This is a genomic window from Agrobacterium larrymoorei, from assembly GCF_005145045.1.
In the GTDB taxonomy this organism is placed as follows: Bacteria; Pseudomonadota; Alphaproteobacteria; order Rhizobiales; family Rhizobiaceae; genus Agrobacterium; species Agrobacterium larrymoorei.
Genome location: NZ_CP039691.1, coordinates 1,196,705 through 1,221,150, shown reverse-complemented (window position 1 = coordinate 1,221,150; position 24,446 = coordinate 1,196,705). Strand labels below are relative to the sequence as shown.

Sequence of the window (24,446 nt, the reverse complement as noted above, 5' to 3'; positions counted from 1 at the left end):
ATGATCTTTCCGTTCTAAGCCGCGCTCTAAAGCCCAGGGGCTGCCGGATGATTTGCCGCAGTATCTTTGCTCGTGCATAACAACGCAACGCAAGATTCCGTTTCTTACGGAATTGTAATTCAACAGACTTTTTACTGCATCAAATCAAAACAGGGTCGTTTAATTTATTTTAGGTTGCAATATCGTGACAAAAACCCGGTCGCATTTAAAAAATATGCGATCAGCCGATCATCAGTCTTCCGGTAGCATGTTATCATCTTCCTGCAAGCCGATATGGGAGGAGAAATCGATGAGCACCGTTTCGAAGGCACAGAACCCGGAAGCCGATCCGCGCGTAAAAGCGGTGTTCGATGATATCCGCACCACCCGTAAATCCGATTTCATCAACAACATGTGGCTCTACCTCGCCTTCGACCCCGATCTTCTGGAAAAGACCTGGGCCGAGGTAAAAGCCGTCATGGCAACGCCCTCCGCGCTCGATCCCGTGGTCAAGGAAATGCTCTATATCGCAGTCTCCGTCACCAATGGCTGCTCCTATTGCGCCCATTCCCACACGGCAGCGGCGAAGGCCAAGGGGATGACGAACGACCAGCATGCCGACCTCCTGCAAGTCATTGCGCTCGCCGCCAAAACCAACCAGCTTGCGACAGCACTTCAATTGCCGGTGGATGCGGCATTTGATGCGGATGTGGATCGATCAGTGTAGTGCCTGTTGGACTGGTTCTACCGATCAACGCCTTATGACTGAGAAAATTGGCAGGACGAATCCATCCCCACTGCCGTCATCCTCGGGCTTGACCCGAGGATCCAGCCACGTCTCCAGCAGCGGTGCCCATGGATCCTCGGGTCAAGCCCGAGGATGACGCAAATGGGTAGCTTCGAAGACACTCTGACCCTGCACGCTCGTCCATGATGCAATACGTAATCTTGCCAAACGCCCCTAACCGCCCCGAAATCATCACGAAGACAGTCGATATGGGAATAAAAGAAGAACGAACTTCTGGCGTTTATATCCCGAATCACTACATTGAGCCGCATGAGCAACAGTTTCGACGATATGCCGTTCTTCGATGAAGAACCAAATGAGCCGCGCCGTCCGGCTCCGAGCGCACCGGCTGCCGGTGGTCAAGGTACACCGGGCCTGGGCATCGCCGCGCGTGCCATGGCCGCCCGCGACCAGGGGCGTGCAGCGCCCGATTATCTTTCCGGCCTCAACGCCGAACAGCGCGAAGCTGTCGAAACGCTGGATGGACCGGTTCTGGTTCTGGCGGGCGCGGGCACGGGCAAGACGCGCGTGTTGACCACGCGTATCGCCCATATTCTCGCGACCAACCGCGCCTATCCCAGCCAGATTCTGGCAGTGACCTTCACCAATAAAGCGGCGCGAGAGATGAAGGAGCGTATCGGCGTTCTCGTTGGCGGCGCGGTCGAAGGCATGCCCTGGCTCGGCACGTTCCACTCCATCGGCGTCAAGCTGCTGCGCAAACATGCGGAGCTCGTCGGGCTGAAATCGGACTTCACCATTCTCGATACCGACGATGTTGTCCGCCTCATCAAGCAGCTTATTCAGGCTGAAGGTCTGGATGACAAGCGCTGGCCTGCCAAGCAGTTCGCGGGCATGATCGACAACTGGAAGAATAAGGGTCTGACACCGCCGGATATTCCCGAAGGCGACAGCCGCGCCTTTGCAAACGGCAAGGGACGCGAACTTTACGCCGCCTATCAGGCCCGTTTGAGAACGCTGAATGCCTGCGATTTCGGCGATCTGCTTATGCACCCGATAACCATTTTCCGCAAGCACACGGATATTCTGAAGGAGTATCACCAGAAGTTCCGTTACATTCTGGTGGACGAGTATCAGGACACCAACACCTCCCAATATATGTGGCTGCGGCTTCTGGCCCAGCGCTCCAAAAGCGAGCCGCAGAACGTGTGTTGCGTGGGCGATGACGATCAGTCCATCTATGGCTGGCGCGGCGCGGAAGTGGATAATATCCTGCGTTTCGACAAGGATTTTCCCGGCGCCAAGGTCATCAAGCTGGAGCGCAATTATCGCTCCACCGAACATATTCTTGGCGCTGCCGGGCACCTGATCGCCCATAATGAAGGCCGCCTCGGCAAGACGCTCTTCACCGATCGTGTCGATCCGAACGATGAAAAAGTCGTGGTCCACGCTGCCTGGGATTCGGAAGAGGAAGCCCGCGCGGTCGGCGAAGAGATCGAGCAGCTGCAGCGCAAGGATCATCCGCTCAACAACATGGCGATCCTGGTTCGTGCATCTTTCCAGATGCGCGAGTTCGAAGATCGCTTCGTTACGCTCGGTCTGAACTACCGCGTTATCGGCGGCCCGCGCTTCTATGAGCGTCTGGAAATTCGCGACGCCATGGCCTATTTCCGCCTCGTCTGCCAACCGGCAGACGATCTGGCCTTCGAGCGTATCGTCAACACGCCGAAGCGCGGCCTGGGCGATACGACGATCCGCAACCTGCATGATTATGCGCGCGCTCGCGATATCCCCATGCTGGCTGCCGCCGCCGATATTATTGAGACGGACGAGTTGAAGCCGAAAGCCCGCAAGGCGCTGTTCGACGTGGTGCAGGATTTCCGCCGCTGGCAGAGCCTGCTGGAAAACACCGAACATACGGTTCTGGCCGAACAGATACTGGACGAGAGCGGCTACACCGCCATGTGGCAGGCGGATAAGACCGCCGAAGCGCCCGGACGACTGGAAAACCTGAAGGAACTCATCCGCTCGATGGAGAGCTTCGAGAGCATGCGCGGCTTTCTCGAGCACGTCGCGCTCGTGATGGATGCCGAGCAGAACGAGGATCTCGACGCCGTTTCCATCATGACGCTGCACTCCGCCAAGGGTCTGGAATTCGAAACCGTGTTTCTGCCGGGCTGGGAAGAAGGCCTGTTCCCGCATCAGCGCTCATTGGATGAAGGCGGTCGTTCCGGCCTCGAGGAAGAGCGCCGCCTCGCCTATGTCGGCATCACGCGTGCGAAGCGCCGCTGCCACATCTGGTTCGTCTCGAACCGGCGCATCCACGGCCTGTGGCAATCCACCCTGCCCTCCCGCTTCCTCGATGAACTGCCGCCTTCCCATGTTGAAGTCTCCGCATCGGAGAGCAATTTCGGCGGTTATGGTGGGCGCGGCGGCTACGGCCAGTCACGCTTCGACAAGGCAGACCCGTTCACCAACAACTATTCGACACCTGGCTGGAAACGAGCCCAGGCCAACCGCTCGGATGCCACGCGCGACAATTGGGGCACCCGCTCAGGCCACTCCGTAGAACGCATCGGCTACGGCGAAAGCGGCCCGCGCACCCGCACGATAGATGGCGAACTGGTGGCAAAGTCCGTCGCCGACACCCCGTCGAAATTCGCCATCGGCGACCGCGTCTTCCACCTGAAATTCGGCAACGGCAACGTGGCCTCGGTAGAAGGCAACAAGCTGACCATCGATTTCGACCGTGCCGGGCAGAAGCGGGTGCTGGATGGGTTTGTGGAAAAGGCGTGAGCGCTGCGGTGCAACGAAAAAGATTTCACTGAACGTCGTAACAACCCTATTCCTTTCGGCATGATAATCGGCAATAAATCCTTCATGAAAGCGGGTTTTGCCGAGAGAACGCATTGGATTTACTGCCATTCCCCAGGAGCAAGCTGGCCATATATCTAATTAATATGGCTGACGCGCATGAACGCCGTGAAACGATGTTGTCGCGGCTTTCAGCTTTGGGGCTTGTACCTGACCGTATCCATGCGGTCGATGGTAGGGCGCTGAGCTTCCCGATGCCGCAGTTCAGCGAGCGCTCTTATAAGTTACTCCATGGTCGGCGTACCTGTCCGCCCGAGATCGGGTGCTATCTCAGCCATGTGGAATGCGCTCGAAGCCTGCTGGACAGCGAAGCAGAGTTCGCACTCGTCCTCGAAGACGACATCGTCTTCGAAAAGGACTTCCTCGATTCCTTAAGCGCTGCGCTTCACCAGTCTGGCAGTTGGGATATCCTACGTCTCTCAACGGTCAATGACGGGCGAAAATTCCCTTTCAAGCGCCTGACGCACAGCAGATCGCTGGCCATTTCTCTCACACGGGAGAAAGGCGCTGGCGCCTATGTGATAAACCGCAAGGCGGCGCAGTGGATCGTTACTGACCTCATGCCAATGCGTCTGGCCTATGACATCGCTTTCGATACGGAATATCTCGCAGGCTTGAAAGCGGCTTTCATTTTTCCGCTTTGCGCGACCCAGAATGCGGATGGGGGAAGCCAGATCCAGCGGAATATGCGTAAGTTCCGTCTGCCAGGCTGGCGCTATTTCACGGTGCTGCCTTATCGGGCCTACCTTGAAACCGCGCGTTTCCTATTACGCTCCGCTCACCTGCTGGTACTGAAAATCCGCTATCGAAATGAAACATTGGTGGACAGGCATGTGTCCGAAGCGTCACTGGTCACGCCCACGCCGGAGCTAGTCCACACCATGTTCTCCGATCACGCAGTCGTCTCGCCCGGCGTGAAGCCGATCAGGTAAACCGCCGCGACGACGATGGCGAGAATGAAAATCGAGATGACAAAAACTGTCATGCGGTTCAGGGGCTTGCGTGTCGTTTTCTTCATGCGGCAAGAACTTTTCACCGCCGATTTTGTTCCCTGTCAGCTCCCCCACATCACCCAAAACGAATGGGTATATCAACGTATTTCGTTTCCAATTCACGTCCTTAGCGCCTAAAGCTGAATCAACCTTTCAGTCAGCTCCTGCAAAAGACCAGTCATGACGCCGATACGCTCCAACCCGCTCCATCTGGCAGCCGCTTTTGCCAGCGGTTGTCTCTTGACCCTTATGGTCCATTTCAACGGCATGCTTGCGCATTTCGGCAATGCCCTGTTCTCCTCATGGACGGCACATGGCACGGGCACGGTTGCGGCGCTGGTTTATTTGTCGATCCTTTATCGCAAACCCGCAGTTGGAGAACCGGCAAAGCCGAAGGCGCCGCTTTGGGCCTATCTGGGTGGGGTTGTCGGCGCTGCCATCGTCATGCTCACCTCCACCGCCGTCAATTCGCCGCTTGCGCTTTCCGGCACCATTGCGCTCGGTCTCGCGGGTCAAGTCATCTTTAGTCTCGCGGCGGATTTCTGGGGCTTGTTCGGTCTGCCGAAGCGCCGGCCAAAGGCGCGCGATCTCGTTGCCATCGCACTCATTCTTAGCGGCAGCGCCCTCATCATTCTGGTTGGGAGAGCGGCATGATCATCTGGATTGCCATGGCCTTTGCGGGCGGCGTCTTCGTCTCGCTCAGCCGCCAGATCAACGGGCGTCTCAGCCTGTCGAATTCCCCGCTCATCGCGTCTTTCTGGAACCATATCGTCGGCTTCGGCGTGCTGACCGCGCTTGGCCTCATCCTCGGGAATCTGCTGCCCGCAGGCGCGGCAAATGCGCCGTGGTATGCCTTCATCGGCGGGCCGATCGGCGTCATCTTCATCGCATCGGGAAGCTGGCTCATTCCGCGCATCGGAGCCGTCAATACGGCATTGCTCGTCATCAGCGGGCAGATGGTATCGGGCGTGGCGCTCGATTTCTTCAGCGATCAGCCGCCCCGCATCTGGGCGACTGCACTCGGCGTATTGCTGATCCTCGGCGGCATGGCGATAACGCAGCGCCGCCGCTGATTACGAGTCGGAACCCTTGCTGAACATGCTGAACAGCGTTTTACCGCCGCTCTTCGAGCCACCATTGCTTGCAGCCATGGAGGATGGACGGCCCGACAGCTTCGGCACCACGACGATGCGTTTCACTTCGCCGCGTTTGAAGGCGGCCAGGAATTTCGAGTAATCCTTGAACACGACGCAACCGTTGGATTCGCCGCGCTTCGCCAGCATGTATGTATGCGCCAGAAGACCGTTGCGGCCATGTGGGTTGACGCCGTTCTCAGGCGTCAGACGAATGGCCTCGACGCCGTGGAAGAGCGACTCGCGCATGGTCAGGCGGTAGCTGGAAGGTGGCGTTGCGCCCCGCATCTTCACGTGAACGAAATCGGGATTATCCCGCATCTTGCCGATGCCGGAATGCGCCTCGAGCTTTTCGCCGCTCGGCAGATGCACGACGCCAGCAGAGATGTCGTAAACCGCAGTGCCATTGCCACGGTCTGGCCATGGAACGGCGTCCATCTTCGTCTCGCGCATCGGATTATCCGGGCGCGCGAAAGCCACCATGCTGCTGGTCGCAGGCTGTTGAACCGGCGGACGCGCAGGCGTTGGAACGGCAGCAGGTGCGGCCAGCTCCTTTTCGGCAGGCGAAGGGTTCGTCGGCCGCGGCGTTGGCTCTACTTCCACGGCCTTGGCAATTTCCGGGCGGAAGCTTGGCAGCGGAACGGTTTCCGGCAGAAGATCGATAGAGTCATCCGCCGTCGTCTGCGGGCGTCCAAGCGCCACTTCGAAGGCCGGATGCTCCTTTGCCTGCGTTTCCAGCATGGCAAGTTCAGGATTGTTACGCCCCAGCGCGGAATTCACGATTGCCGAAGGCCGCAGCGCTGCGAGCGCCTTCACCGTCGCCTGCCCCTCGGCATCGATGGCGGCCTGCGTTCCAAAGCGGTCGGCAAACAGCTTGGCGCTGAGTTGGTGTTCTGCGGCCACGCGCGTCATTTTCTGATGCGCGTCCGAATGGCTGGCAAGGCGGGAGAATTTGCGAATGTGAACGCTCCGCTCCACAGCATCGCTGCTTGCGGAAGGAACGGCCTGATCCAGACGCGCCACCAGCATCTTGTCGAAGCGTTCGGTGCCGTGCGAAGCCTGCGCCATGCCGTGAAGCGAGGCAAAAGCTGCAACGGCGCAAACGCCTGCAAAAACACCTCCGCCCAGAAGGGCGGACAGGCCACGCAGAGAGAAGCCACTGCGCTTGGTGGCAAAAGACGCGCCGCGAATGCGCGCGCCATTATAGGTCACGACTGATGACGCCATGATACTCGTTACTCGAACCGTTTACGCAAAACCGGCCATAGGCCGATGACTTGGTGTTGGCTTCGAATGCCAGGTGCGAATCGCACCATCCTCGAAGCGAACAGGTTCGAAGCATGCCGAATTATGGTAACCAAAGTCTTTACGAGTCCCCTGAAAACGCTGTCCCTAAAGCGTAGGCCAATTTCGATGCAGGTAAGAATCGGTGTTCTGGTAACTATATGACAAAAATCAGAACACGGGGGAAGGCTCCGTCAACGGCTCAATTTTTCATTTTGAGTCTCGGCTGTCCCTCTCCTCGAAGGACGCCATTATATGCCGAGTTTGCCAAAAATGGGGCGACAAGGGGCGTGAGCCGCATTAAGCTTTTGGGATGAACCTATGCCTGCGGGAAGATAAACATGAAAGCGCTGCTGCTGATCGATATCCAGAACGGCTTTTGCCCCGGCGGAAATTTGGCTGTGGCCGATGGTGACAAGATCGTGCCGATTGCCAATGCGCTGATTGAAAGTGGCGGCTACGACCTCATCGTCGCTTCGCAGGACTGGCACCCGGCCAACCACGGCAGCTTCGCATCGCAACATCCCGGCAAGTCTCCATTCGAGATGGGAGAGATTTCCGGCAAGCCGCAGGTCATGTGGCCGGATCATTGCGTTCAAGGCACGCCGGATGCGGAATTCCACCCGGACCTGAACATAGAGGCTTTCGACTACATCCAGCAAAAAGGCGAAAACCCCGCCGTCGATAGCTACTCCGCTTTCCGCGATAACGACCAGTCCGCCACCACCGGTCTTGCGGATTACCTGAACCGCCAAGGCGTGACATCGCTGGATATTTGCGGTCTGGCCACCGATTACTGCGTCAGCTTCTCGGTTCTGGATGCTCTGGAAATGCTGCCGGACGTAAAGGTCCGCTTCATCGAAGACGCCAGCCGGGGTATCGACCCGGAAGGCATCAGAACCGCAATTGCCGCCATGCGGGCCAAGGGTGTGGCGGTGGTCAATAGCAGTGATATTCTTGAGGGATAGGTTGGGCAGGCCCGCGCCCCACCCACCGTCATCCCGCACTTGATGCGGGATCCAGTCAGACCAAGTCCTTGGTCTGAAAGACTCTTTCGACGCGCAGAGGCGCGTCTGCTGGACCCCGGCTCAAGGCCGGGGCGACGGGTGGGGAAGCTGTTTTACCGCCCCTTAAAAGACTGCTCCAGCACATCGATATCCGAACCAGCATCGTCCATCCGCCGCAAGACTGCGGCATGAGCATCCTTGAGCCCCTGATTATAAAAGGCTGGCCCGACAATCTCACCCAAATGCTCCAGCAGCATCTCGCATTGCAGCCCGCTGATCTCCACATCGAGCTCGTCCACCAGATAGGTTTTGATTGCCGCGGCAAGATCGGCTTTCTGCTGTTTGTCGAGTTTCAGTTCCAAAATCACGGTCCTCTTGATTGACAGAAAGATTAGGCCAAGCTTCAAGGAAATCAATCAAGCCATTCCTTAAATTCGTTTGTGCTGGCAACGTTAAAGCTGTACGAGCGGCAAAAATCTTATGTTTTCCGGCACAGGACCGGTCCACCCCATGACCCATTCTCCCTTCAGGTCCGGCATCCGGCTGGGCCTGCCCGTTGCTCTTGCCGTTCTGCCCTTCGGCGCGCTGTTTGGCGCGGTGGCAATCGATAACGGCATGAATATTTTCGAAGCGACGCTGATGAGCGGCATCATCTATGCCGGTGCAAGCCAGCTGGTCGGCATCGAACTCTTCAACCAGAACCTCCCGGCGTGGCTGGTCGTTCTGTCCATCTTCGCCGTAAATTTTCGTCATGTGCTTTATTCAGCAGCCATGGTCCGCATCGTGCCGGAATGGTCCTTTGCGCGCAAAGCCTTCGGCTTCTTCTTCCTTGTCGATCCGCAATTTGCAGAATCCGTGCGCCAGAAGGAAATCCACGGCTCGGTCAGTTTCTCGCTCTATATGGGCTATGCGCTGGTGGTCTATGTGTTGTGGATGCTGGCAACAGTGGTCGGCGCTTCGCTCGGAAATCTGGTGGGTGATCCCAAGGCGCTGGGCTTCGATGTGCTGCTGCCGGTCTATTTCATGGGCATGGTGCTGGGCTTTCGCAAGCGAGACCATTTCTACCCCGTCATGCTGGCAAGTGCCGTGGGCGCCATCGCTTCCTACCATTTCGTCGGCTCGCCCTGGCATGTCAGCATCGGCGCCATGACCGGCATCGTGGTTGCCGTCATCCTGCCGCCAGCAAAGGGTGAAATCTCGACAACCGAGGAGGCGCAGGCATGATGAACGACCTCTTCGACGCGCAGACCCTGATCATCATCTTTGCCGGTGCAGTGGCGACCTACCTCACCCGCGTCGGCGGCTATGTGCTGATGACCCGGATGAAATCCATCCCGCCCCGCGTGGAAGCCGGCCTCAACGCCGTCCCCGTCGCCGTCCTCACCACCCTCGTCGCACCAGCCTTCTTCGAAGGCGGATACGAGGTGAAACTGGGCATGATCCTCGCGCTCATCGTCGGATTGCGCTTTCCGGGGCTGACCATGCTGTTTGCCGGTTGGGCGCTTGTGGTGGGACTGCGGTATTTTTCGCTGGCTTGACGCATTGTCACCCAAGCCGTCATCCTGAGGCTTGACGCAACGCACTTTACTGTCAGTTCTCAGCGGTGCAAATCCAACGCCGTCATCCTAGGGCTTGTCCCTAGGATCTAATCACGCTTCAGCGGATGCGACGTGGCAGATCCTCGGCACAAGGCCGAGGATGACGGAGGTGTAGAGAGAACGTCACACCTCCTCAGTCGCCGCAACCAGCCACTCCCTAACCCCCGCATCCGAAATGAGCGGCATCAGCTTCTCCCGCGTCGTGGCGTGATAGCCGTTGAGCCAGTCCCGCTCGTCTTCCGTCAGCAGCGATACGACGATCAGCCTGCGGTCGATGGGGCACCAGGTCAGCGTTTCGAAGGAAAGCATGGGCTGGTCGCCGCCTGCGATGGCTTCCGCTTCGCGCACATAGATCAGGTTTTCGATACGAATGCCGAAGTCGCCGGGGCGATAATAGCCGGGTTCGTTGGAAAGGATCATGCCCGGCAGAATTTCCTGCTGGGACACGCGCGAAATCCGCTGCGGACCTTCATGAACGGATAGATATGAGCCGACGCCGTGGCCGGTGCCATGGCCGTAATCGGCACCCGCCTTCCACAATGCGATGCGCGCCAGCGGGTCGAGATCGCAGCCGCGCGTGCCCTTGGGAAAGCGCGCGTCGCTGATGGCGATCACGCCCTTCAGCACCAGCGTAAAGAACCGCTTCTGCTCCTCCGGCACGTTGCCGATGGCCACGGTGCGGGTGATGTCGGTCGTGCCATTGACATATTGCGCACCGGAATCGACCAGAAACATCTCGCCGTCCTGAAGTCTGCGGTCGCTGTCGGTCGTCACCCGGTAATGGATGATTGCGGCATTCGGCCCGGCACCGGAAATCGTGTCGAAGGAAATGTCCTTGAGAGGGTTCTGCATCGCCTCGCCGACACGCGCGCGCGCAGCTTCCAGCGCCTTTACCGCCTGAATTTCCGTGATGCTGCCCGGCTGCTGGCTATCGAGCCAGGCCAGATATTCCACCATGGCAGCGCCGTCCTGAATATGGGCGGCGGCGGAACCGGCAAGCTCAGCCTCGTTCTTGCAGGCGCGCGGCAGTTTCACCGGATCGGAAGCCTCGACCACCTCGCCGCCATTGTCCTTGATCAGCCGCGTCAGCGCCACGGGCACGACATCCACATCTGCCAATATCTTCGCGCCCCCGCGGGCTAGATCGCGAAGCTGCGTTTCGATATCGGCAGGTGCATGCTGGCGCGCAAGGCTGGAAAGATAGGCTTTCACTTCAGCATTGGTCTTGCGCTCATCCAGAAACAGATCGGCTTTGCCATCCGCATGGATGATCGCGCGGGCCAGAGGGTGTGGCGTATGCGGAACATCATTGCCGCGAATATTGAATATCCATGCGATGGAGGACGGGTCCGTTACCAGCACGGCATCCGCCTTGCGCGCAGAAACGGTCTCGGCAATCGTGCTGATTTTTACACTCGCAACCGTACCGGTGAAGGCATCAGGTTGGATGATCACCGGTTCCAGCGGCTCGGCAGGACGGCCTTCCCATAGGGGATCGAGCGGATTGGCGGCCAGCAGAACGACTGATCCGCCCTTCTCTGTAACGGCTTTCTCAAGACGCGAAAGTTCCGCGCTGGTGTGGAGCCACGGGTCTATACCAAGTCGGAAGCCATTCGGCGCATTCTCGGAAAGCCATTTTGCGGGCGGCGCTCCAACCAGATCGCCACCCGTAAAGACGACAGGATCGACCTGCGAGGCAAGCTGCGTGGTATAGCGACCATCGACGAACACAACCGCATGATTGCGCGTGACCAGCACGACACCAGCCGAACCGGTGAAGCCGGAAATCCATGCCATCCGCTCCGCACATTCCGGCACATATTCACCCTGATACTCATCGGCACGCGGCACGAGAAAACCGTCAATGCCAAGCCCATCGAATGTCGCGCGCAGCGCTTCAACGCGCGCCTTGCCGAACTGCGGGGTGGATTTGTTGTCGAAGGACTGGAACATCATATGCTTTCCGAACTGTCTGAAATCGTGCCCGACCATAGCCCGGCCATGGCAGAAAGGTCCAGATGAAAGCGAAAGGCACTCGTTTCCCGCCTAAATCCGCACAGATATTAATCAGTGTGACCGAAAAACGACGAGCTCTGAATTGAGGTATGCACTTGACGCATGCCAAAGATGCCATTCATTCTCTACCGGGGAGCGGCCATTCGGACTATATCAAGACCATCGAAAGGGCGAAGAAAAGCCCGCATCAAAAGGACTGAAAACCATGGCCAAGTCGATTTTCCGCAACGCACTTGATCGCGTTGTCGAAGCACGCCGTCGTGAGGCCGACCGCTATGTCAGCCGCGCATTGCTAAGCCTCGATGACACGACACTCGCTGCAATTGGCAAGAGCCGCGAAGAACTTCGCCGCAAGGCGCATAACAGCTACGTATTCTGGTAGGCCGAAGCGGGGCTCCTCCCTCTACCGCTTTGAGCTTTGAATACGTTGACCCGCTTGAGCTTCTCCTCCCAAAGTTCGCGGGTTCGGTCATCCAAGACCGATCGAAAAGGCGGCGCGTAAGCGTCGCCTTTTTCGTTCATCAGATCAGAAAACGTCCCGACGCAGATGGATCGTCACCCAGCCATTGCGCCAGATGGTGCGGATATGGCTGAGATGCATGCCGTTATAGGCGGAAAGAACCTTCCAGCGCTGTGAGGCCAGAATACCCGAAAGGATGACGGTGCCGCCGGGTGCCAGATGCGCAACCAGCTGAGGCGCCATCTTGATCAGCGGGCGCGCCAGAATATTGGCGATGATGAGATCGAACGGGCCGTGTTTGCGAAACGAGTCTGAATGGAAACCCGGTGCGGTCTCGAACGCAATGCCCGATACGATGCCGTTCAGCCGCGCATTTTCCTTGGCGACGCGCGTCGCAATCGGGTCGATATCGGTTGCCAGAACCGGCACCTTGCGCATCTTCGCCGTGGCGATTGCGAGCACGCCGCTGCCGGTGCCGAGATCCAGCGCGTTGCGGATGATGCGTGCGCGCAGCACATCCTCGATCATCTCCAGGCAGCCAGCCGTGGTGCCGTGGTGCCCCGTGCCGAAGGCCTGCCCCGCCTCGATCTCGATGGCCAGATCGTTGACCCGCACCTTATCCCGATCATGCGAGCCATGAACGAGGAACCGCCCTGCCCGTACGGGCTTCAGGCCTTCCAGAGATTTCGCGATCCAGTCCACATCGGGAATGACTTCGCGCTCAATCTTCAGATGAGGGAAAGACGCGGTGAGAAGCGTCTGGAAACGCTCGGTAATTTCCTCCTCCTGCTCCAGCAGAAGGTAGATCGAGGCTTCCCAGATATCGCGCTTTTCATCCACCTCGGTCGTCGCGATGGCAATATCTTCCTCGCCGAAAACCTCCGACATCACATCAAGCACATCGCCTGCCTGAACTTCGGTGGTGGTGACAAAGAGACGGATTTCGCTCACGGCAGACGCTTTCCTTGGATGGCTTCAGCGTCAGCATTTGCCATAAAAGTGGCGTCAGTCCAATGGAGTGCAGCCGCTTTTAAGAAAAGAAAATCGAGTTTTAAAGACCTCTGCGCCCTCATTCCTGTGACAAGCACAAGAACGAGCGACCATATCAATCCATCACGACTTAACGAGATTTTGCAGCTTCTGCACGGCAACATCGGGATTTTCGCCGTAAGCAATCGTTCCGGCAAATGCACCATCAGGGCGAAGCAGGATCACGGATGCCGTGTGGTCCATCGTATAATCGCCGTTGGGGTCCTTATCGTCCACCGGCACCTTCTTGGCGTAGATGCGATAACCCTTCAGCGTCTCGGCAATCTTGTCCGGCGCGCCGGTAATGCCGGTTATGCGCTTGGAAACATTGGAAACATACTGGTTCATCACTTCCGGCGTATCCCGCTCTGGATCGACGGAAACGAAATAGGCCTGCAGCTTGTCGCCTGCCGGATCGACCTTTTCCATCCAGCCGTTCAGCTCGAACAGCGTGGTCGGGCACACTTCCGGGCAGTGGGTGAAGCCGAAGAACAGTGCGGTGGGTTTGCCCTGAAACGCCTTTTCCGTGATCGGCTGGCCATTTTGCGCAACAAGCTGGAAAGGCACGCCATAGGCTTCCTCAACCATCTGCTCGCGGCTCTTGGTCAACTCCAGCGTCAGCCAGCCCATAACGCCAAGCAGAACGACAACAGCACCCCAAAGCGCGATACGGATATTTTTCATGCTGTTCCTCGACAAGCTATAATGGCGCCAAAAGCACCCTTACCCGCTTGATAGCCAAGCGCCCGGTCTCACGCAAATCAAGAAGCGCGTGAAAGCGCAACCGCGCTCTTTTGTCTCAACATTCAGAGCATCAGCGGTCAGAGGCACCAGGCAATGCCGCTCTGCACGGCAGACAGAAAGATATCCGTGCCATGGCGCAACCACCCGTCGAAGGTGGCGATTGTTGCATACAGAAACGCAGCCGTTGCAACGGCGCCGAGAAGCAACTTGCCGGAATGGGATAATAAAGCGCTCATGCAACAACTATAGCGCAACATCCCGATAAGTGAAAGCATGAGGCTTCCCTGTCGATAATGCTTGCACCCGGTTGTTAGGGAAAGTTTAAATTGTTTTCAGGCATGATAATCACCAGCGGTTCGCAAACGCGCGCGACATGATGTCCTTCGGAAAATTCCGACGCCGCATAATCTTTAGAACAGAAACGGCCCGCCAGAGAGCCATCAGGAAAAGTTGCGACCATGTCGAACGCCATCAAACAATCCGGCGCATATCTCGAAATCGTGTCCTTCCATCTCGGCGATCAGGAATTCTGCATCGACATCATGGCGATCCGCGAAATCCGCGGCTGGGCGCCGGTGACGCCGATGCCACACACACCGCCTTACGTTCTCGGCCTCATCAACCTTCGTGGCGCGGTTATCCCCGTCATCGACATGGCCTGCCGCCTCGGCATGAAGATGACCGAACCATCCGAGCGCTCCGCCATCATCGTCACCGATATCGGCGGCAAGCTGGTCGGCCTTCTGGTCGAACAGGTCTCCGACATGATGACCATCAAATCCGAAGACCTCCAGCCCGCGCCTGAAATCATTCCGGAAGAGCAGCGCAACTTCTGCCGCGGCATCGTGGCGCTGGAAAAAAGCATGGTCTGCTTCCTCAACCTCGACACGGTCATCGCCGACGAGTTGGCACGCGAAGCGGCTTAAGGCTCTCATTAATTCGATGAATCGAGAACGGCGGGTCTTGGGGCTCGCCGTTTTTGTTTGAGCGCTCGCCTTCACGCGCCGTCATCCCGCGCTTGATCCGCCACTCTCATTTGCACGGCTTTGGACGCAGGCGGAGGAGAGGCGTGAGATATATATAGACACCATCGCCAAACCCACTGCCGTCATCCTCGGCCTTGAGCCGAGGATCCATCGCCATCAACGAAATCAAACGGTTATGGATCCTCGGGTCAAGCCCGAGGATGACGTCGAGAGAGTGGGGCCGTTGAGCCACCCCCGCTTGAGCAACTGTGCAGGAACGCCAGTCCACTTGACCGGACAGCGGTAGACTTGATCCGGGATGACAGAGCGCCGACCCACCCCTCAAGGCTTCCCCTTCGTCCAGTTCACAGTCTGCCCATAAAGCGGCACCGTGGAAATCGCCATCTTGGCAGAGCCATCCGTCAGTTCGCGCGTATGGACGAGATAGATCATGGTATCGTTGATCTTGTCATAGATCCGGTTCACCACCAGCTTCTTCCAGACCAGCGACATGCCCTGACGAAACACCTCCTCGCCGCCCTTGGAGAGTTCGATATCACCCACCTCGACCGGCCCCGTCTGGCTGCACGAAATGGCAGCGTTGGATGGGTCTTCGAACCAGTTGCCGTTCTTCAGCCGGTCGATCACGCCGCGGTCAAAATAGGTAATGTGGCAGGTGATGCCCTTCACCTTCGGGTCGGCAATTGCCTCGATCTTGATATCGTTGCCGGTCCAATCCACGCCGACATCGCCGACGACCTGTGCATGCGCCGCAACAGGCAGGCATGTCAGTCCCGCAATCATCAGTGCCCGAAGTTTCTGTGAAATCATCGCCTTTACCTCCAGCTATTTTCCTAAAGATAGGTCTCGGCAACGGCTGAGCAAGATCGCTTATGCGCGTTTTCGCATCGTGCAGGGCTCATAGCCCATCGCATGAAGGCGCCCCGCCACCATGCCGATCCTGGCCGGAATTTCATGCACATGCTGCAGCGAAAGCGCCTTGGCGGCGGCAATGGCTGCCGAGGCACAAACGACGGCATCCTCCGCCGCATTGTGGTGCACGAAGCGCAACTGCAAATGATGCGCGATGATATTCAGCTTGTGCGATGGCAGGGACGGCCAGACGCGCTGCGCCATCTTCACGCTGCAAAAATAGGAAAGCTGCGGGTAGCTCTGGCGATATTTGTCGAAGCTCGCGCGCATCACGCTGAAATCGAAGGCGGCATTATGCGCAATCATCGTCGCATCGCGGAAGTCGTCGATGAACTCTTCCATCACCTCGGGAAATTCCGGCGCGTCTTCCACATCATGCGGGCGAATGCCATGAACGGCGATATTGAAGGAGGAAAACCGCATATCCTTTGGCCGGATCAACCGTTCCTCGACCCGCTGGATCACCCCATCCTCAATCCACGCCAAACCCACGGAGCAGGCGCTGCCGCGCTCCTCATTGGCGGTTTCAAAATCGATGGCGATGGTCTTCAAGCGGTGATTCCCGGATAATCTGCTTGCCACCGCATAAACGCAATTGTTTCTAAAGTGAACCGGCTACGTGAGAATTTGCCTGTGAAAGCATCCAGTCCCGCAACGTCACGACATCTGGATTATCCAGCATCCGTTGAGGGTAAACGAGATAATAGGCAAGAGCACTGGACATTTCTTTCTCGAAGGGCACGAGGAGAGTCCCTTCCAAAAGCTCTTTTGCTACAAGAGACCGCCGCGTCAAGGCGACACCATATCCAGCCTTTGCAGCATCCAGAGCGCCATTGCTATCAATGAACACCGTGCCACCCGATGCATCCACATCTTCCGCCCCGGCCGTTTTCAGCCAACGCCGCCACTCGTTACGGTTCTCGTCATGAAGCAAAGGAAAGCTTTTTAGATCGCCCACTTCACGTAGAAAACCTCCTTTTTCAATAAGACCGGGAGCACACACCGGCAATGTGCTGCCGTCAATTAGCTTGAGGCTCTCAAGTCCCTCATAATGACCAGACCCATGCCGGATCGCGATATCCACGTTTTCCTTGAAGAAATCGATCAAGCGATTGGTCACACTGATACGGACATCCAGTCGGGGATTTGCTTCCTGAAAAGCGGGTAGACGCGGCATCAGCCACTGCGCGGCGAAGGTTGGGGTACAGCTTAAAGTCAGGACGCTTATGCGGGAGCGGGCCGTAATCTCTGCCGTAGCCTCTTTCATCATCAAAAATGCGGTCTTAAGCGACCCGTAGTAGCGTTCACCTTCTGCGGTCAATTGAATATTGCGCGGTCTTCGAACGAAAAGCTGAACATCAAGCCGCGCCTCGAGATCGCGAATGAGCAGGCTGATTGCACCAGGTGTGACGCTTAGCTCGTTCGCGGCCAGTGTAACGCTACGATATCGCGCCGCAGCTTCAAATGCCTGAAGGCCTTTTAACGAAGGAAGTGTTGTCGGCATAGTTTAGCTTACCTCAATCATCAAGCGAGAAACAATCGTTTGATGAAACGACTAACTCATGAATTAAATAAAGCAAATAGGTTTTCAAAACCGAAATTTGCTTCAGAAAATATCAATCGTTTTTCGGGTGTCGGGCAACCATTTTGCCTGCAAGGATACTAGGTAGGGAGATTTTGCATGTCGATACAAAAACAGATGGGCGTACAAGAATGGGCATTGCTCTTCGCACTCTCCATCCTTTGGGGCGGCTCATTCTTCTTCATAGGCATTGCCGTGAAAGAACTGCCACCGGTCACCATCGTCACCCTGCGCGTCTTCATCGCAGCCCTCGCGCTGCTCACCGTCTGCCGCATCCTCGGCTTCAGCCTGCCGAAAAAGCCCCAAGTGCTGCGCGCCTTCTTCGCCATGGGGCTCTTGAACAACATCATCCCCTTCTGCCTCATCGTCTGGGGCCAGACCCATATTGCCAGCGGCGTCGCCTCCATTCTCAACGCCACCACACCGCTCTTCACCGTCATCGTCGCCCATCTGCTGACGGCGGATGAGAAGCTCAGCGCCAACAAGTTCGCAGGCGTCGTCATCGGCTTTGCCGGTGTCGCGACCATGATCGGCCCTGCCGCCTTGACGGGTGAAAGCTCCAGCCTCTGGGGCCAGCTTGCCATTCTCGGCGCGGCCATCTCCTATTCCTTCGCGGGCATTTTCGGGCGGCGCTTCAAGGCCATGGGCGTGCCCCCGCTCGTCACCGCAACCGGCCAGATTTCCGCATCCAGCATCATCCTCATTCCGCTGGCGCTGATCATCGATAAGCCATGGACGCTCGCCATGCCGAGCGGCATCACCTGGGCCGCCCTCTTCGGCATCGCGCTGCTCTCGACAGCACTTGCCTATCTCATCTTCTTCCGTATCCTGTCCTCCGCAGGCGCAACCAACCTCGCCCTCGTCACCTTCCTCATTCCCGTCAGCGCCATATTGCTAGGCTCGCTGGTGCTGGGAGAACAGCTTGCGGCAAAACACATCATCGGCATGGCCATGATCGCCGCGGGCCTGATCGCCATCGATGGACGGTTGCTCCGGCTCACCGCACGCAAAGCGACTTGACAGCGGCAAGCTGCAACCGCATCCTGCCCGACATGATCACGACGACCAACACAGTGACGCTCAATGTAACGACCACCGTAACCACGGTGGGCGGCGGAGTATTGGCGCGTTAGGTTTATTGATCTTTCCCTCCAGCCCTGCCGAAGCAGCAGGGCGAAGCGATGCACCTGCTCTTCCACATCGAAAAGGAAACAGGCATGCCGCACAAAGACGAACCACCATCTCCATCCGGCTTCACCATTCAGGATGTCACGATCCGTGGCATTACGCCTCAGGACGCATCGGCACTGACGGATGTTCTGAACATGCCCGGCGTGCGCCACGGCACATTACGCCAGCCCTTTCAAAGCGTAACGCAAACCCGCAACTTCATCGAAGCGCTCACCCCCGCCGATATCGTCATCGTGGCGGAATGGCGCGGGCAGTTGCTCGGCAATGCCGGTCTGCACGCCCAACGCGGCCGCCGCCGCCACGCCGCTTCTCTGGGTCTCGGCATCCATGACGATTTCACCGGTAAAGGTATTGGCAGCCTGTTCCTGAAAACCCTGCTGGATGCCGCCGATAACTGGCACGATCTCAAACGCATCGAACTGAACGTCTTCACCGACAACGCGTCGGCCATCCATCTCTACGAAAAATTCGGTTTCGAGAAGGAAGGCACGATGCGGAATTATGCCTTCCGCGACGGCGTTTATGCGGATTGTTATTTGATGGCGAGGCTTCGGTAACAAGAATTAAGGCTCGCGCTTTCCAATGGCATTGCGTGCGCTTCATAATGAACCGACTACCTTGGCGCTCACCCCCCTCTGCCCTGCCGGGCATCTCCCCCACAAGGAGGGAGATCGGCAGGGCGCGCACTCATCGCCCGGACTTTAACGGTAGACATGGCCGAGCGCTTGCAGCGATTCGATCTCCCCACCTGTGGGGGAGATGTCCGGCAGGACAGAGGGGGTGAACTCCGAGCGCAATGTTGACTATTCTTACGTCAAAACCGACTTCCTCACCCCGCAATCAACGCCAGCCACTCATCCTCATCCATGGTCTGCACGCCAAGTTCCCGCGCCTTGTCCAGCTTGGAGCCCGCACCCGGTCCGGCCACAACGATATCGGTTTTCTTGGAAACGGAGCCCGCCACTTTCGCGCCAAGGCTCTCGGCCCTTGCCTTCGCCTCGTCCCGGGTGAACTTTTCCAGCGAGCCGGTGAACACCACGGTCTTGCCCGCCACCGGGCTACCTTCCGCCGAGGGCTTCTCGGCCTCTTTGGGGCGCAACTCGCGGATCAGGCGGTCTATGACGTCGAGGTTGCGCGGCTCCTTGTAAAACTCCACAATCGCGCGCGCCACGACTTCACCGATGCCTTCGATGCTGTTCAGCTCGTTCCAGGCATCACCGGAAAGATCGCCCGCAGCCTTCATCGCCTCTTCGAAATGCTCATAGGTGCCGTAGGTGCGCGCCAGAAGCTTTGCCGTCGTTTCTCCCACGTGGCGAATGCCGAGCGCGAAAATCAGCCGGTGCAGATCGATCTCTCGGCGCGTATCGATGGCGTCGAACAGCTTCTTCACGCTGACCTTACCGAAGCCGTCGATATTTTCCAGCTTCGCCAGCGATTTCTCCTGCCGCTCCTTCAGCGTGAAGATATCCGGCGCGGTCTTGATGGAAAGCGCCGGGTCTTCGCTCTCGAAGAAGAATTCGATCTGCTTGGTGCCGAGCCCCTCGATGTCGAAGGCGTTGCGCGAAACGAAGTGCTTCAGATGCTCCACCGCCTGCGCCCGGCAGACGAAACCGCCGGTGCAGCGCGTAACCGAATCCAGCTTGCCCGTCTTCTCGTTACGCTCGCGCACCGCATGGCTGCCACAGACCGGGCATTTCTTCGGAAACTCGTAGCGCACGGAATGAGCATCACGCTTTTCCAGCAGAACATCTAGAACCTGCGGAATGACATCACCCGCACGCTGCACGATGACCGTATCGCCCACGCGAATATCATGGTCCTCGGGCCTTATGCGCTCGCCATTATTGCCGATGCCTTCGATGTAATCGGCATTGTGCAGCGTCGCATTCGTCACCACCACGCCGCCAACCGTGATCGGCGTCAGTCGCGCAACGGGGGTCAACGCGCCGGTTCGGCCCACCTGAATTTCGATCTTCTCGACCGTCGTAAAAGCCTGCTCGGCAGGAAACTTATGCGCCGTTGCCCAGCGCGGGCTGCGCGAACGAAAGCCGAGACGCTCCTGCAAATCAAGCTCGTCCACCTTATAGACCACGCCATCGATATCATAATCGAGATCCGGTCTCGCAATGCCGATTTCGCGATAATGTTCAAGCAGTTGCGCGCCGGATGTGAATCGCTTCATCAAGGGGTTTACGGGAAAGCGCCATTCGCGGAATTTCTGAACAATACCGAACTGCGTATCGGCAAGGCGCGTCGCCTGCCCGCCATTGGAAACCTCGCCCAGCGCATAGGCGAAGAACTTCAACTTGCGCCGCGCCGTCACATTCGGGTCCAGCTGCCGCAGCGAACCGGATGCCGTATTGCGCGGGTTGACGTAGGTCTGCTTGCCATCGGCTTCCATCTGCGCGTTCAGCGCCAGAAAGTCGCTCTTGGCCATATAGACTTCGCCGCGCACTTCCACCACATCGGGCACACCGGCTGGAAGCTCGTTCGGAATTTCCTTGATGGTCAGAATATTGGCGGTCACGTTTTCGCCCGTCGTGCCATCCCCACGCGTCGCCGCCGTCTTCAGCCTGCCACGCTCATAGCGGATGGACATGGAAAGCCCGTCGATCTTCGGTTCTGCGGTAAAGGCAATCGAATCGTCAGGCAGACGCCCGAGGAATCGGTAAACCGAAGCGACGAAATCAGACACGTCCTCGTCCGAAAACGTGTTGTCCAGCGAAAGCATGGGCCGCGCATGAACGATGGGCGCAAATGTCGGCAGCGGCGTGAAGCCCACCTTCTTCGAAGGACTATCCGCCCGCACCAGATCGGGAAATGCCGCCTCTACGGCATCGTTACGCCGCTTCAGCGCGTCATATTCCGCATCTGAAATTTCTGGCTGATCCTTGCCATGGTAAAGCGCATCATGCCGCGCAAGCTCTGCCGCAAGAAAGGCAAGCTCGGAAGACGCTTCAAGTTCGGACAGTTTTTCGACAGGTGTCTGCTCTTTCGACATGGCGGCCTCGCATTTGAATCGGATCAGGTCTTAGCGCAAAATTCCAGCAAGAAAAAACGGATAAATGTGCGGTAGAAATCGAAAAAAATGCAACCTGACTATTTTCTTGAGGAAGGTGCTTTGCTATGCATCGCCTTTCAAACATACATATTTAGGTAAGTTTTTATAATGGATAGCCAATTTGGTTCCGTGCGTTCGCCGGAGAAAATCGACAAATGGGAAGAAGGACGCAGGCCAGAATCCATCTCGACATTGAACGGTTCGCTTGCTGGAAATCTTGAAAAACTGAAAGCGCTGGCCCAGTGCGATTTGTTCCGTTTCGCCGCGCGCGCAAAAAACTACATTTGGGCAATGGACGAGGCTGGCAAGATTGTCATCGCCGTCGAAGAGCTCGCGCTGGATAGGCCGGAAGCTGACTATACGGGCTATCCACGGCGGCGTGGTTACAAGCACCCTTCGGAGGAGAAGAAGCTGGGTCACCCCACCCTTCTCAACGGAGGCAAAGCCCGTATCGCAGGCGAACTGGCTTTCGACGATGATGATGACGGGTTGGTTTGGGTGCTCAACGCCAATTCAGGCCGGTACTGCAAACAAATGCCTCCCACGAATGCGCAGATTGACGCCGTTGCAGGTGTTTTCAAAGGTCTTGGTGTTGACGTAAAAGTTGACTACGACTAACGAACACAATTTAATATGGTGCGTTAATCCCCACACAAGAAAACCAGTGATATGGTGCGCAGGAGATTAGATATGGAGATAGCAATGACGAATTCTCTCAAGATCGAGTTGATGTCACGTTTAGGCACGTTCCGCCCAAGCGATCGCACCCATATCGATAATGCGCTCAAAGATGGCGTGAACAGACAGACTGCACTGGATGCGATAAAGGACTTCGTTATCGGTTGGGAAGAAGCAGATTGGCTCGAAGCCTACTCGATAGAGCGGATAGGCAAATGGATAGCGAAGTATCAGTCCAAGGATACTGTCGATGTACTATCCGGTTGGGCCAGGAAGAACTCTCCGTCTGCGCGCCAGCCCGCGCGTCCAGCCCTGCTGCGCGGTCTCGAAGTTGGCGTAAAGAATAAAGAATTCGCCTGACTGTATCGGTGCATCGTCAATTGGATCAGCAAGCCTCGCGTTTTCGCGGGGCTTTTTTCTTACCACCGTCATCGCCCTTCCACCACTATTCAAAGGCTGGGAATCGCGTAGAGTAAACTTCCGGACTATAACGCAAGCTCCGGAGCCGCCCATGGAGATGACCACGTTACTTGCCTTCGCCGCTGCCTTCTTCGTTTTCGCAGCCAGTCCCGGCCCGGATAATATGACCATCGTTGCGCGAACGATCACCCACGGCGCGCCGTCCGGCATCGCTTATGGCGCAGGAACGGTTGCGGGCATACTCATTTTCCTCACGCTTGCCGCCTTCGGCCTGTCGCTGATTGCGCAGGAAATGGGGCTGGTGATGACGGTGTTGCGTTACGGTGGCGCGGCATATCTCATCTGGATGGGCTTCAAGCTGTGGACGGCGCCGCCCGTGGTTCCACAGCTTCAGCCAACGGGTGAGCGGCGCGGCCTTTTTTCGATCTTCCTCACCGGTCTCGTACTCAATCTCGGCAACCCCAAAATGCCACTCTTCTATGTTGCGCTCCTGCCGAATGTTGTGGGCGCTTCGCTGACGCTCGATCACCTGACGGCGCTCGCGACAGTCATTCTCGGCGTCGAGATCGTGGTCATCGGCGGTCATGTGCTGCTGGCGGTGCGGGCGCGCAAACTGCTGCGTTCCGAACAGGTCGTTCGCCGTGTCAACCGGGTGGCAGGCGGCGTCATGATCGGCTCCGGCGTGGCCGTTGCCGCAAGCAGATGAGAGACATCATGGATATCAGCACCGAAACACTGCGCATCCTCAACCCCTATGATGGCATCTATGCCTATTACGATGGGCGGATGGACAGGCGACTTTATTCGGAAAAACCCAATTGGCTGGATGATGGCGCCTATACGCTTGGCACGGCCTCCTATGCCATCGTGTCCGAAGGTCACGCGCTGGTCTACGACACCCACATGTCGCTCAACCACGCCCGCGCCATCCGTCGCCATCTGGAAAGCCTCGGCACCCGCACCATCACCGTCGTCCTCAGCCACTGGCACACGGATCACATTGCCGGAAACGAGATCTTTGCCGATTGCGAAATCATCGCGCTGTCACTAACGGCACGCACCATGGTCGAGAAACGCGCGGAACTGGAGGGCCGAGATCCACCCATCTCTCCCGTCATCATGCCGACAAGAACGTTCGACCGTTACCTCAGTATCAAGGTCGGCACCCGAACCGTGGAACTCCACCGCTTCGATATCCACAGCGCAGACGGCAACGTCCTCTGGCTACCGGAGGAGAAAATCTTATTTGCGGGCGACACGCTGGAAGACACTGTAACCTACGTCTCCGAGCCCGAGCATATCCCTACCCATATCGAGGAACTGAAGCGCCTGCGCGCCTGGAAGATCGAGAAAATATTGCCGAATCACGGTGCGGAGCACCTGATTGCGTCCGGTGGGTATGAGGTGAGTTTGATCGATGCCAACCGGGTTTATCTGGAGAGGCTGATGACGGCAGAGGGCCTTGTTCGTGCTGGGGCCGTTTCGTTGAAGGAGTTTGTGGTTGGGGAGCTGGAGGATGGTTCTATTCTCTACCACCCGGATTATGAGGTGGTGCATCGGCAGAATGTTGAGGCGGTTGAGCGAGTGCGGAGAACGTGAGCCTGACCCCTCACTTGCAATTTCTAACACTTAGCTAAAGCTAAGATGTTGAAATTGCTTTCTCTCCCACAAGGGGAGAGATAGAGCGAGTGCCGCCCCGCTCGCGCCTTTTCCTCTCCCCTTGTGGGAGAGGATAGAAAACCTCGATCTTCGCAA

At 57.4% G+C, this 24,446-nt stretch carries 28 protein-coding genes; 16 read left to right on the top strand and 12 right to left on the bottom strand.

Annotated elements, in window-relative coordinates:
* The first annotated feature begins 289 nt into the window (after positions 1-289).
* From CFBP5473_RS05730 to CFBP5473_RS05720, 3 genes are all read left to right on the top strand, one after another.
* The gene (locus CFBP5473_RS05730; RefSeq protein WP_027674419.1) at positions 290-706 is read left to right on the top strand and encodes a carboxymuconolactone decarboxylase family protein; all 417 of its coding nucleotides are present in this window, start codon (positions 290-292) and stop codon (positions 704-706) included.
* A gap of 330 nt (positions 707-1,036) precedes the next feature.
* The gene (locus tag CFBP5473_RS05725) at positions 1,037-3,520 is read left to right on the top strand and encodes an ATP-dependent helicase (protein WP_027674418.1); all 2,484 of its coding nucleotides are present in this window, start codon (positions 1,037-1,039) and stop codon (positions 3,518-3,520) included.
* 113 nt (positions 3,521-3,633) lie between these two features.
* Complete coding sequence (locus tag CFBP5473_RS05720) at positions 3,634-4,530, top strand: glycosyltransferase family 25 protein (RefSeq protein ID WP_084631525.1); 897 nt, start codon at positions 3,634-3,636, stop codon at positions 4,528-4,530.
* Here the strand turns inward: CFBP5473_RS05720 and CFBP5473_RS25560 are convergent.
* Positions 4,491-4,616 (bottom strand): hypothetical protein, encoded by a 126-nt coding sequence (locus CFBP5473_RS25560; protein ID WP_268884795.1) that lies wholly within the window; start codon positions 4,614-4,616, stop codon positions 4,491-4,493. The two genes, CFBP5473_RS05720 and CFBP5473_RS25560, sit on opposite strands and share 40 nt — an antisense overlap.
* 154 nt (positions 4,617-4,770) lie before the next feature.
* Between CFBP5473_RS25560 and CFBP5473_RS05715 the strand changes: the two genes are divergently transcribed.
* On the top strand, positions 4,771-5,244 hold the full coding sequence (locus tag CFBP5473_RS05715; RefSeq protein WP_027674417.1) for a DMT family transporter: 474 nt from the start codon (positions 4,771-4,773) through the stop codon (positions 5,242-5,244).
* The gene (locus CFBP5473_RS05710) at positions 5,241-5,663 is read left to right on the top strand and encodes a DMT family transporter (RefSeq protein ID WP_027674416.1); all 423 of its coding nucleotides are present in this window, start codon (positions 5,241-5,243) and stop codon (positions 5,661-5,663) included. Before CFBP5473_RS05715 ends, CFBP5473_RS05710 begins: the two co-directional genes overlap by 4 nt.
* On the opposite strand, the gene CFBP5473_RS05705 is transcribed toward CFBP5473_RS05710, so the two are convergent.
* Positions 5,664-6,950 (bottom strand): DUF2778 domain-containing protein, encoded by a 1,287-nt coding sequence (locus tag CFBP5473_RS05705; protein WP_027674415.1) that lies wholly within the window; start codon positions 6,948-6,950, stop codon positions 5,664-5,666. It abuts the gene before it with no gap.
* A gap of 398 nt (positions 6,951-7,348) precedes the next feature.
* Between CFBP5473_RS05705 and pncA the strand changes: the two genes are divergently transcribed.
* Complete coding sequence (gene pncA, locus CFBP5473_RS05700; RefSeq protein WP_027674414.1) at positions 7,349-7,975, top strand: bifunctional nicotinamidase/pyrazinamidase; 627 nt, start codon at positions 7,349-7,351, stop codon at positions 7,973-7,975.
* Between the two features lie 152 nt (positions 7,976-8,127).
* On the opposite strand, the gene CFBP5473_RS05695 is transcribed toward pncA, so the two are convergent.
* Positions 8,128-8,376 (bottom strand): DUF2164 domain-containing protein, encoded by a 249-nt coding sequence (locus CFBP5473_RS05695; protein ID WP_234881783.1) that lies wholly within the window; start codon positions 8,374-8,376, stop codon positions 8,128-8,130.
* 148 nt (positions 8,377-8,524) lie between these two features.
* Between CFBP5473_RS05695 and CFBP5473_RS05690 the strand changes: the two genes are divergently transcribed.
* Both CFBP5473_RS05690 and CFBP5473_RS05685 read left to right on the top strand, forming a co-directional pair.
* Positions 8,525-9,238 (top strand): AzlC family ABC transporter permease, encoded by a 714-nt coding sequence (locus CFBP5473_RS05690; RefSeq protein WP_027674412.1) that lies wholly within the window; start codon positions 8,525-8,527, stop codon positions 9,236-9,238.
* Entirely contained in the window at positions 9,238-9,552 is a 315-nt protein-coding gene (locus CFBP5473_RS05685; protein WP_027674411.1) for an AzlD family protein, read from the top strand. Before CFBP5473_RS05690 ends, CFBP5473_RS05685 begins: the two co-directional genes overlap by 1 nt.
* A 183-nt stretch (positions 9,553-9,735) precedes the next feature.
* Here CFBP5473_RS05685 and CFBP5473_RS05680 read toward each other — a convergent pair whose 3' ends face one another.
* A complete protein-coding gene (locus tag CFBP5473_RS05680) occupies positions 9,736-11,565 on the bottom strand; it encodes an aminopeptidase P family protein (RefSeq protein ID WP_027674410.1) in 1,830 nt (609 codons plus the stop codon).
* A 268-nt stretch (positions 11,566-11,833) separates the two neighbouring features.
* Between CFBP5473_RS05680 and CFBP5473_RS25005 the strand changes: the two genes are divergently transcribed.
* Complete coding sequence (locus tag CFBP5473_RS25005; RefSeq protein ID WP_027674409.1) at positions 11,834-12,010, top strand: hypothetical protein; 177 nt, start codon at positions 11,834-11,836, stop codon at positions 12,008-12,010.
* A gap of 144 nt (positions 12,011-12,154) precedes the next feature.
* On the opposite strand, the gene CFBP5473_RS05675 is transcribed toward CFBP5473_RS25005, so the two are convergent.
* From CFBP5473_RS05675 to CFBP5473_RS25000, 4 genes are all read right to left on the bottom strand, one after another.
* On the bottom strand, positions 12,155-13,039 hold the full coding sequence (locus CFBP5473_RS05675) for a 50S ribosomal protein L11 methyltransferase (protein ID WP_027674408.1): 885 nt from the start codon (positions 13,037-13,039) through the stop codon (positions 12,155-12,157).
* A 162-nt stretch (positions 13,040-13,201) separates the two neighbouring features.
* Positions 13,202-13,801 carry an SCO family protein gene (locus tag CFBP5473_RS05670; protein ID WP_027674407.1) on the bottom strand — a complete coding sequence of 200 codons (600 nt, stop codon included), beginning with the start codon at positions 13,799-13,801 and terminating at the stop codon, positions 13,202-13,204.
* A 137-nt stretch (positions 13,802-13,938) separates the two neighbouring features.
* Positions 13,939-14,136 (bottom strand): hypothetical protein, encoded by a 198-nt coding sequence (locus CFBP5473_RS05665; RefSeq protein ID WP_051441201.1) that lies wholly within the window; start codon positions 14,134-14,136, stop codon positions 13,939-13,941.
* 35 nt (positions 14,137-14,171) lie between these two features.
* Positions 14,172-14,333 carry a hypothetical protein gene (locus CFBP5473_RS25000; RefSeq protein ID WP_157835792.1) on the bottom strand — a complete coding sequence of 54 codons (162 nt, stop codon included), beginning with the start codon at positions 14,331-14,333 and terminating at the stop codon, positions 14,172-14,174.
* Here CFBP5473_RS25000 and CFBP5473_RS05660 point away from each other — a divergent pair.
* Positions 14,320-14,787, top strand: coding sequence for a chemotaxis protein CheW (locus CFBP5473_RS05660; protein WP_027674406.1), 468 nt, complete (start codon positions 14,320-14,322; stop codon positions 14,785-14,787). The two genes, CFBP5473_RS25000 and CFBP5473_RS05660, sit on opposite strands and share 14 nt — an antisense overlap.
* Positions 14,788-15,168: 381 nt before the next feature.
* Here the strand turns inward: CFBP5473_RS05660 and CFBP5473_RS05655 are convergent, their stop codons facing one another.
* Genes CFBP5473_RS05655 through gcvA form a run of 3 tightly spaced genes read right to left on the bottom strand, consistent with a single transcriptional unit; the run spans position 15,169 to position 17,263 of the window.
* Positions 15,169-15,657, bottom strand: coding sequence for a CreA family protein (locus CFBP5473_RS05655; protein ID WP_037170779.1), 489 nt, complete (start codon positions 15,655-15,657; stop codon positions 15,169-15,171).
* 60 nt (positions 15,658-15,717) lie between these two features.
* Complete coding sequence (locus tag CFBP5473_RS05650; protein ID WP_027674404.1) at positions 15,718-16,311, bottom strand: 3'-5' exonuclease; 594 nt, start codon at positions 16,309-16,311, stop codon at positions 15,718-15,720.
* Positions 16,312-16,360: 49 nt separating this feature from the next.
* On the bottom strand, positions 16,361-17,263 hold the full coding sequence (gene gcvA / locus CFBP5473_RS05645; RefSeq protein ID WP_027674403.1) for a transcriptional regulator GcvA: 903 nt from the start codon (positions 17,261-17,263) through the stop codon (positions 16,361-16,363).
* Positions 17,264-17,440: 177 nt separating this feature from the next.
* Here gcvA and CFBP5473_RS05640 point away from each other — a divergent pair, with 177 nt between their 5' ends.
* Both CFBP5473_RS05640 and CFBP5473_RS05635 read left to right on the top strand, forming a co-directional pair.
* Complete coding sequence (locus CFBP5473_RS05640; protein ID WP_027674402.1) at positions 17,441-18,361, top strand: DMT family transporter; 921 nt, start codon at positions 17,441-17,443, stop codon at positions 18,359-18,361.
* A gap of 197 nt (positions 18,362-18,558) precedes the next feature.
* Positions 18,559-19,089, top strand: coding sequence for a GNAT family N-acetyltransferase (locus tag CFBP5473_RS05635; RefSeq protein WP_027674401.1), 531 nt, complete (start codon positions 18,559-18,561; stop codon positions 19,087-19,089).
* A 272-nt stretch (positions 19,090-19,361) separates the two neighbouring features.
* Here CFBP5473_RS05635 and ligA read toward each other — a convergent pair whose 3' ends face one another.
* On the bottom strand, positions 19,362-21,533 hold the full coding sequence (ligA, locus tag CFBP5473_RS05625; RefSeq protein WP_027674400.1) for an NAD-dependent DNA ligase LigA: 2,172 nt from the start codon (positions 21,531-21,533) through the stop codon (positions 19,362-19,364).
* 168 nt (positions 21,534-21,701) lie between these two features.
* Here ligA and CFBP5473_RS05620 point away from each other — a divergent pair, with 168 nt between their 5' ends.
* The 4 genes from CFBP5473_RS05620 (at position 21,702) to CFBP5473_RS05605 (ending at position 24,290) form a co-directional block, all read left to right on the top strand.
* The gene (locus tag CFBP5473_RS05620) at positions 21,702-22,211 is read left to right on the top strand and encodes a hypothetical protein (protein ID WP_027674399.1); all 510 of its coding nucleotides are present in this window, start codon (positions 21,702-21,704) and stop codon (positions 22,209-22,211) included.
* Between the two features lie 84 nt (positions 22,212-22,295).
* Positions 22,296-22,631 (top strand): hypothetical protein, encoded by a 336-nt coding sequence (locus CFBP5473_RS05615; protein ID WP_136954321.1) that lies wholly within the window; start codon positions 22,296-22,298, stop codon positions 22,629-22,631.
* A gap of 151 nt (positions 22,632-22,782) precedes the next feature.
* A complete protein-coding gene (locus CFBP5473_RS05610; RefSeq protein ID WP_027674397.1) occupies positions 22,783-23,397 on the top strand; it encodes a LysE family translocator in 615 nt (204 codons plus the stop codon).
* Between the two features lie 8 nt (positions 23,398-23,405).
* Positions 23,406-24,290, top strand: a complete 885-nt coding sequence (locus tag CFBP5473_RS05605; RefSeq protein ID WP_051441200.1) for an MBL fold metallo-hydrolase — start codon at positions 23,406-23,408, stop codon at positions 24,288-24,290.
* Positions 24,291-24,446: the final 156 nt, after the last annotated feature.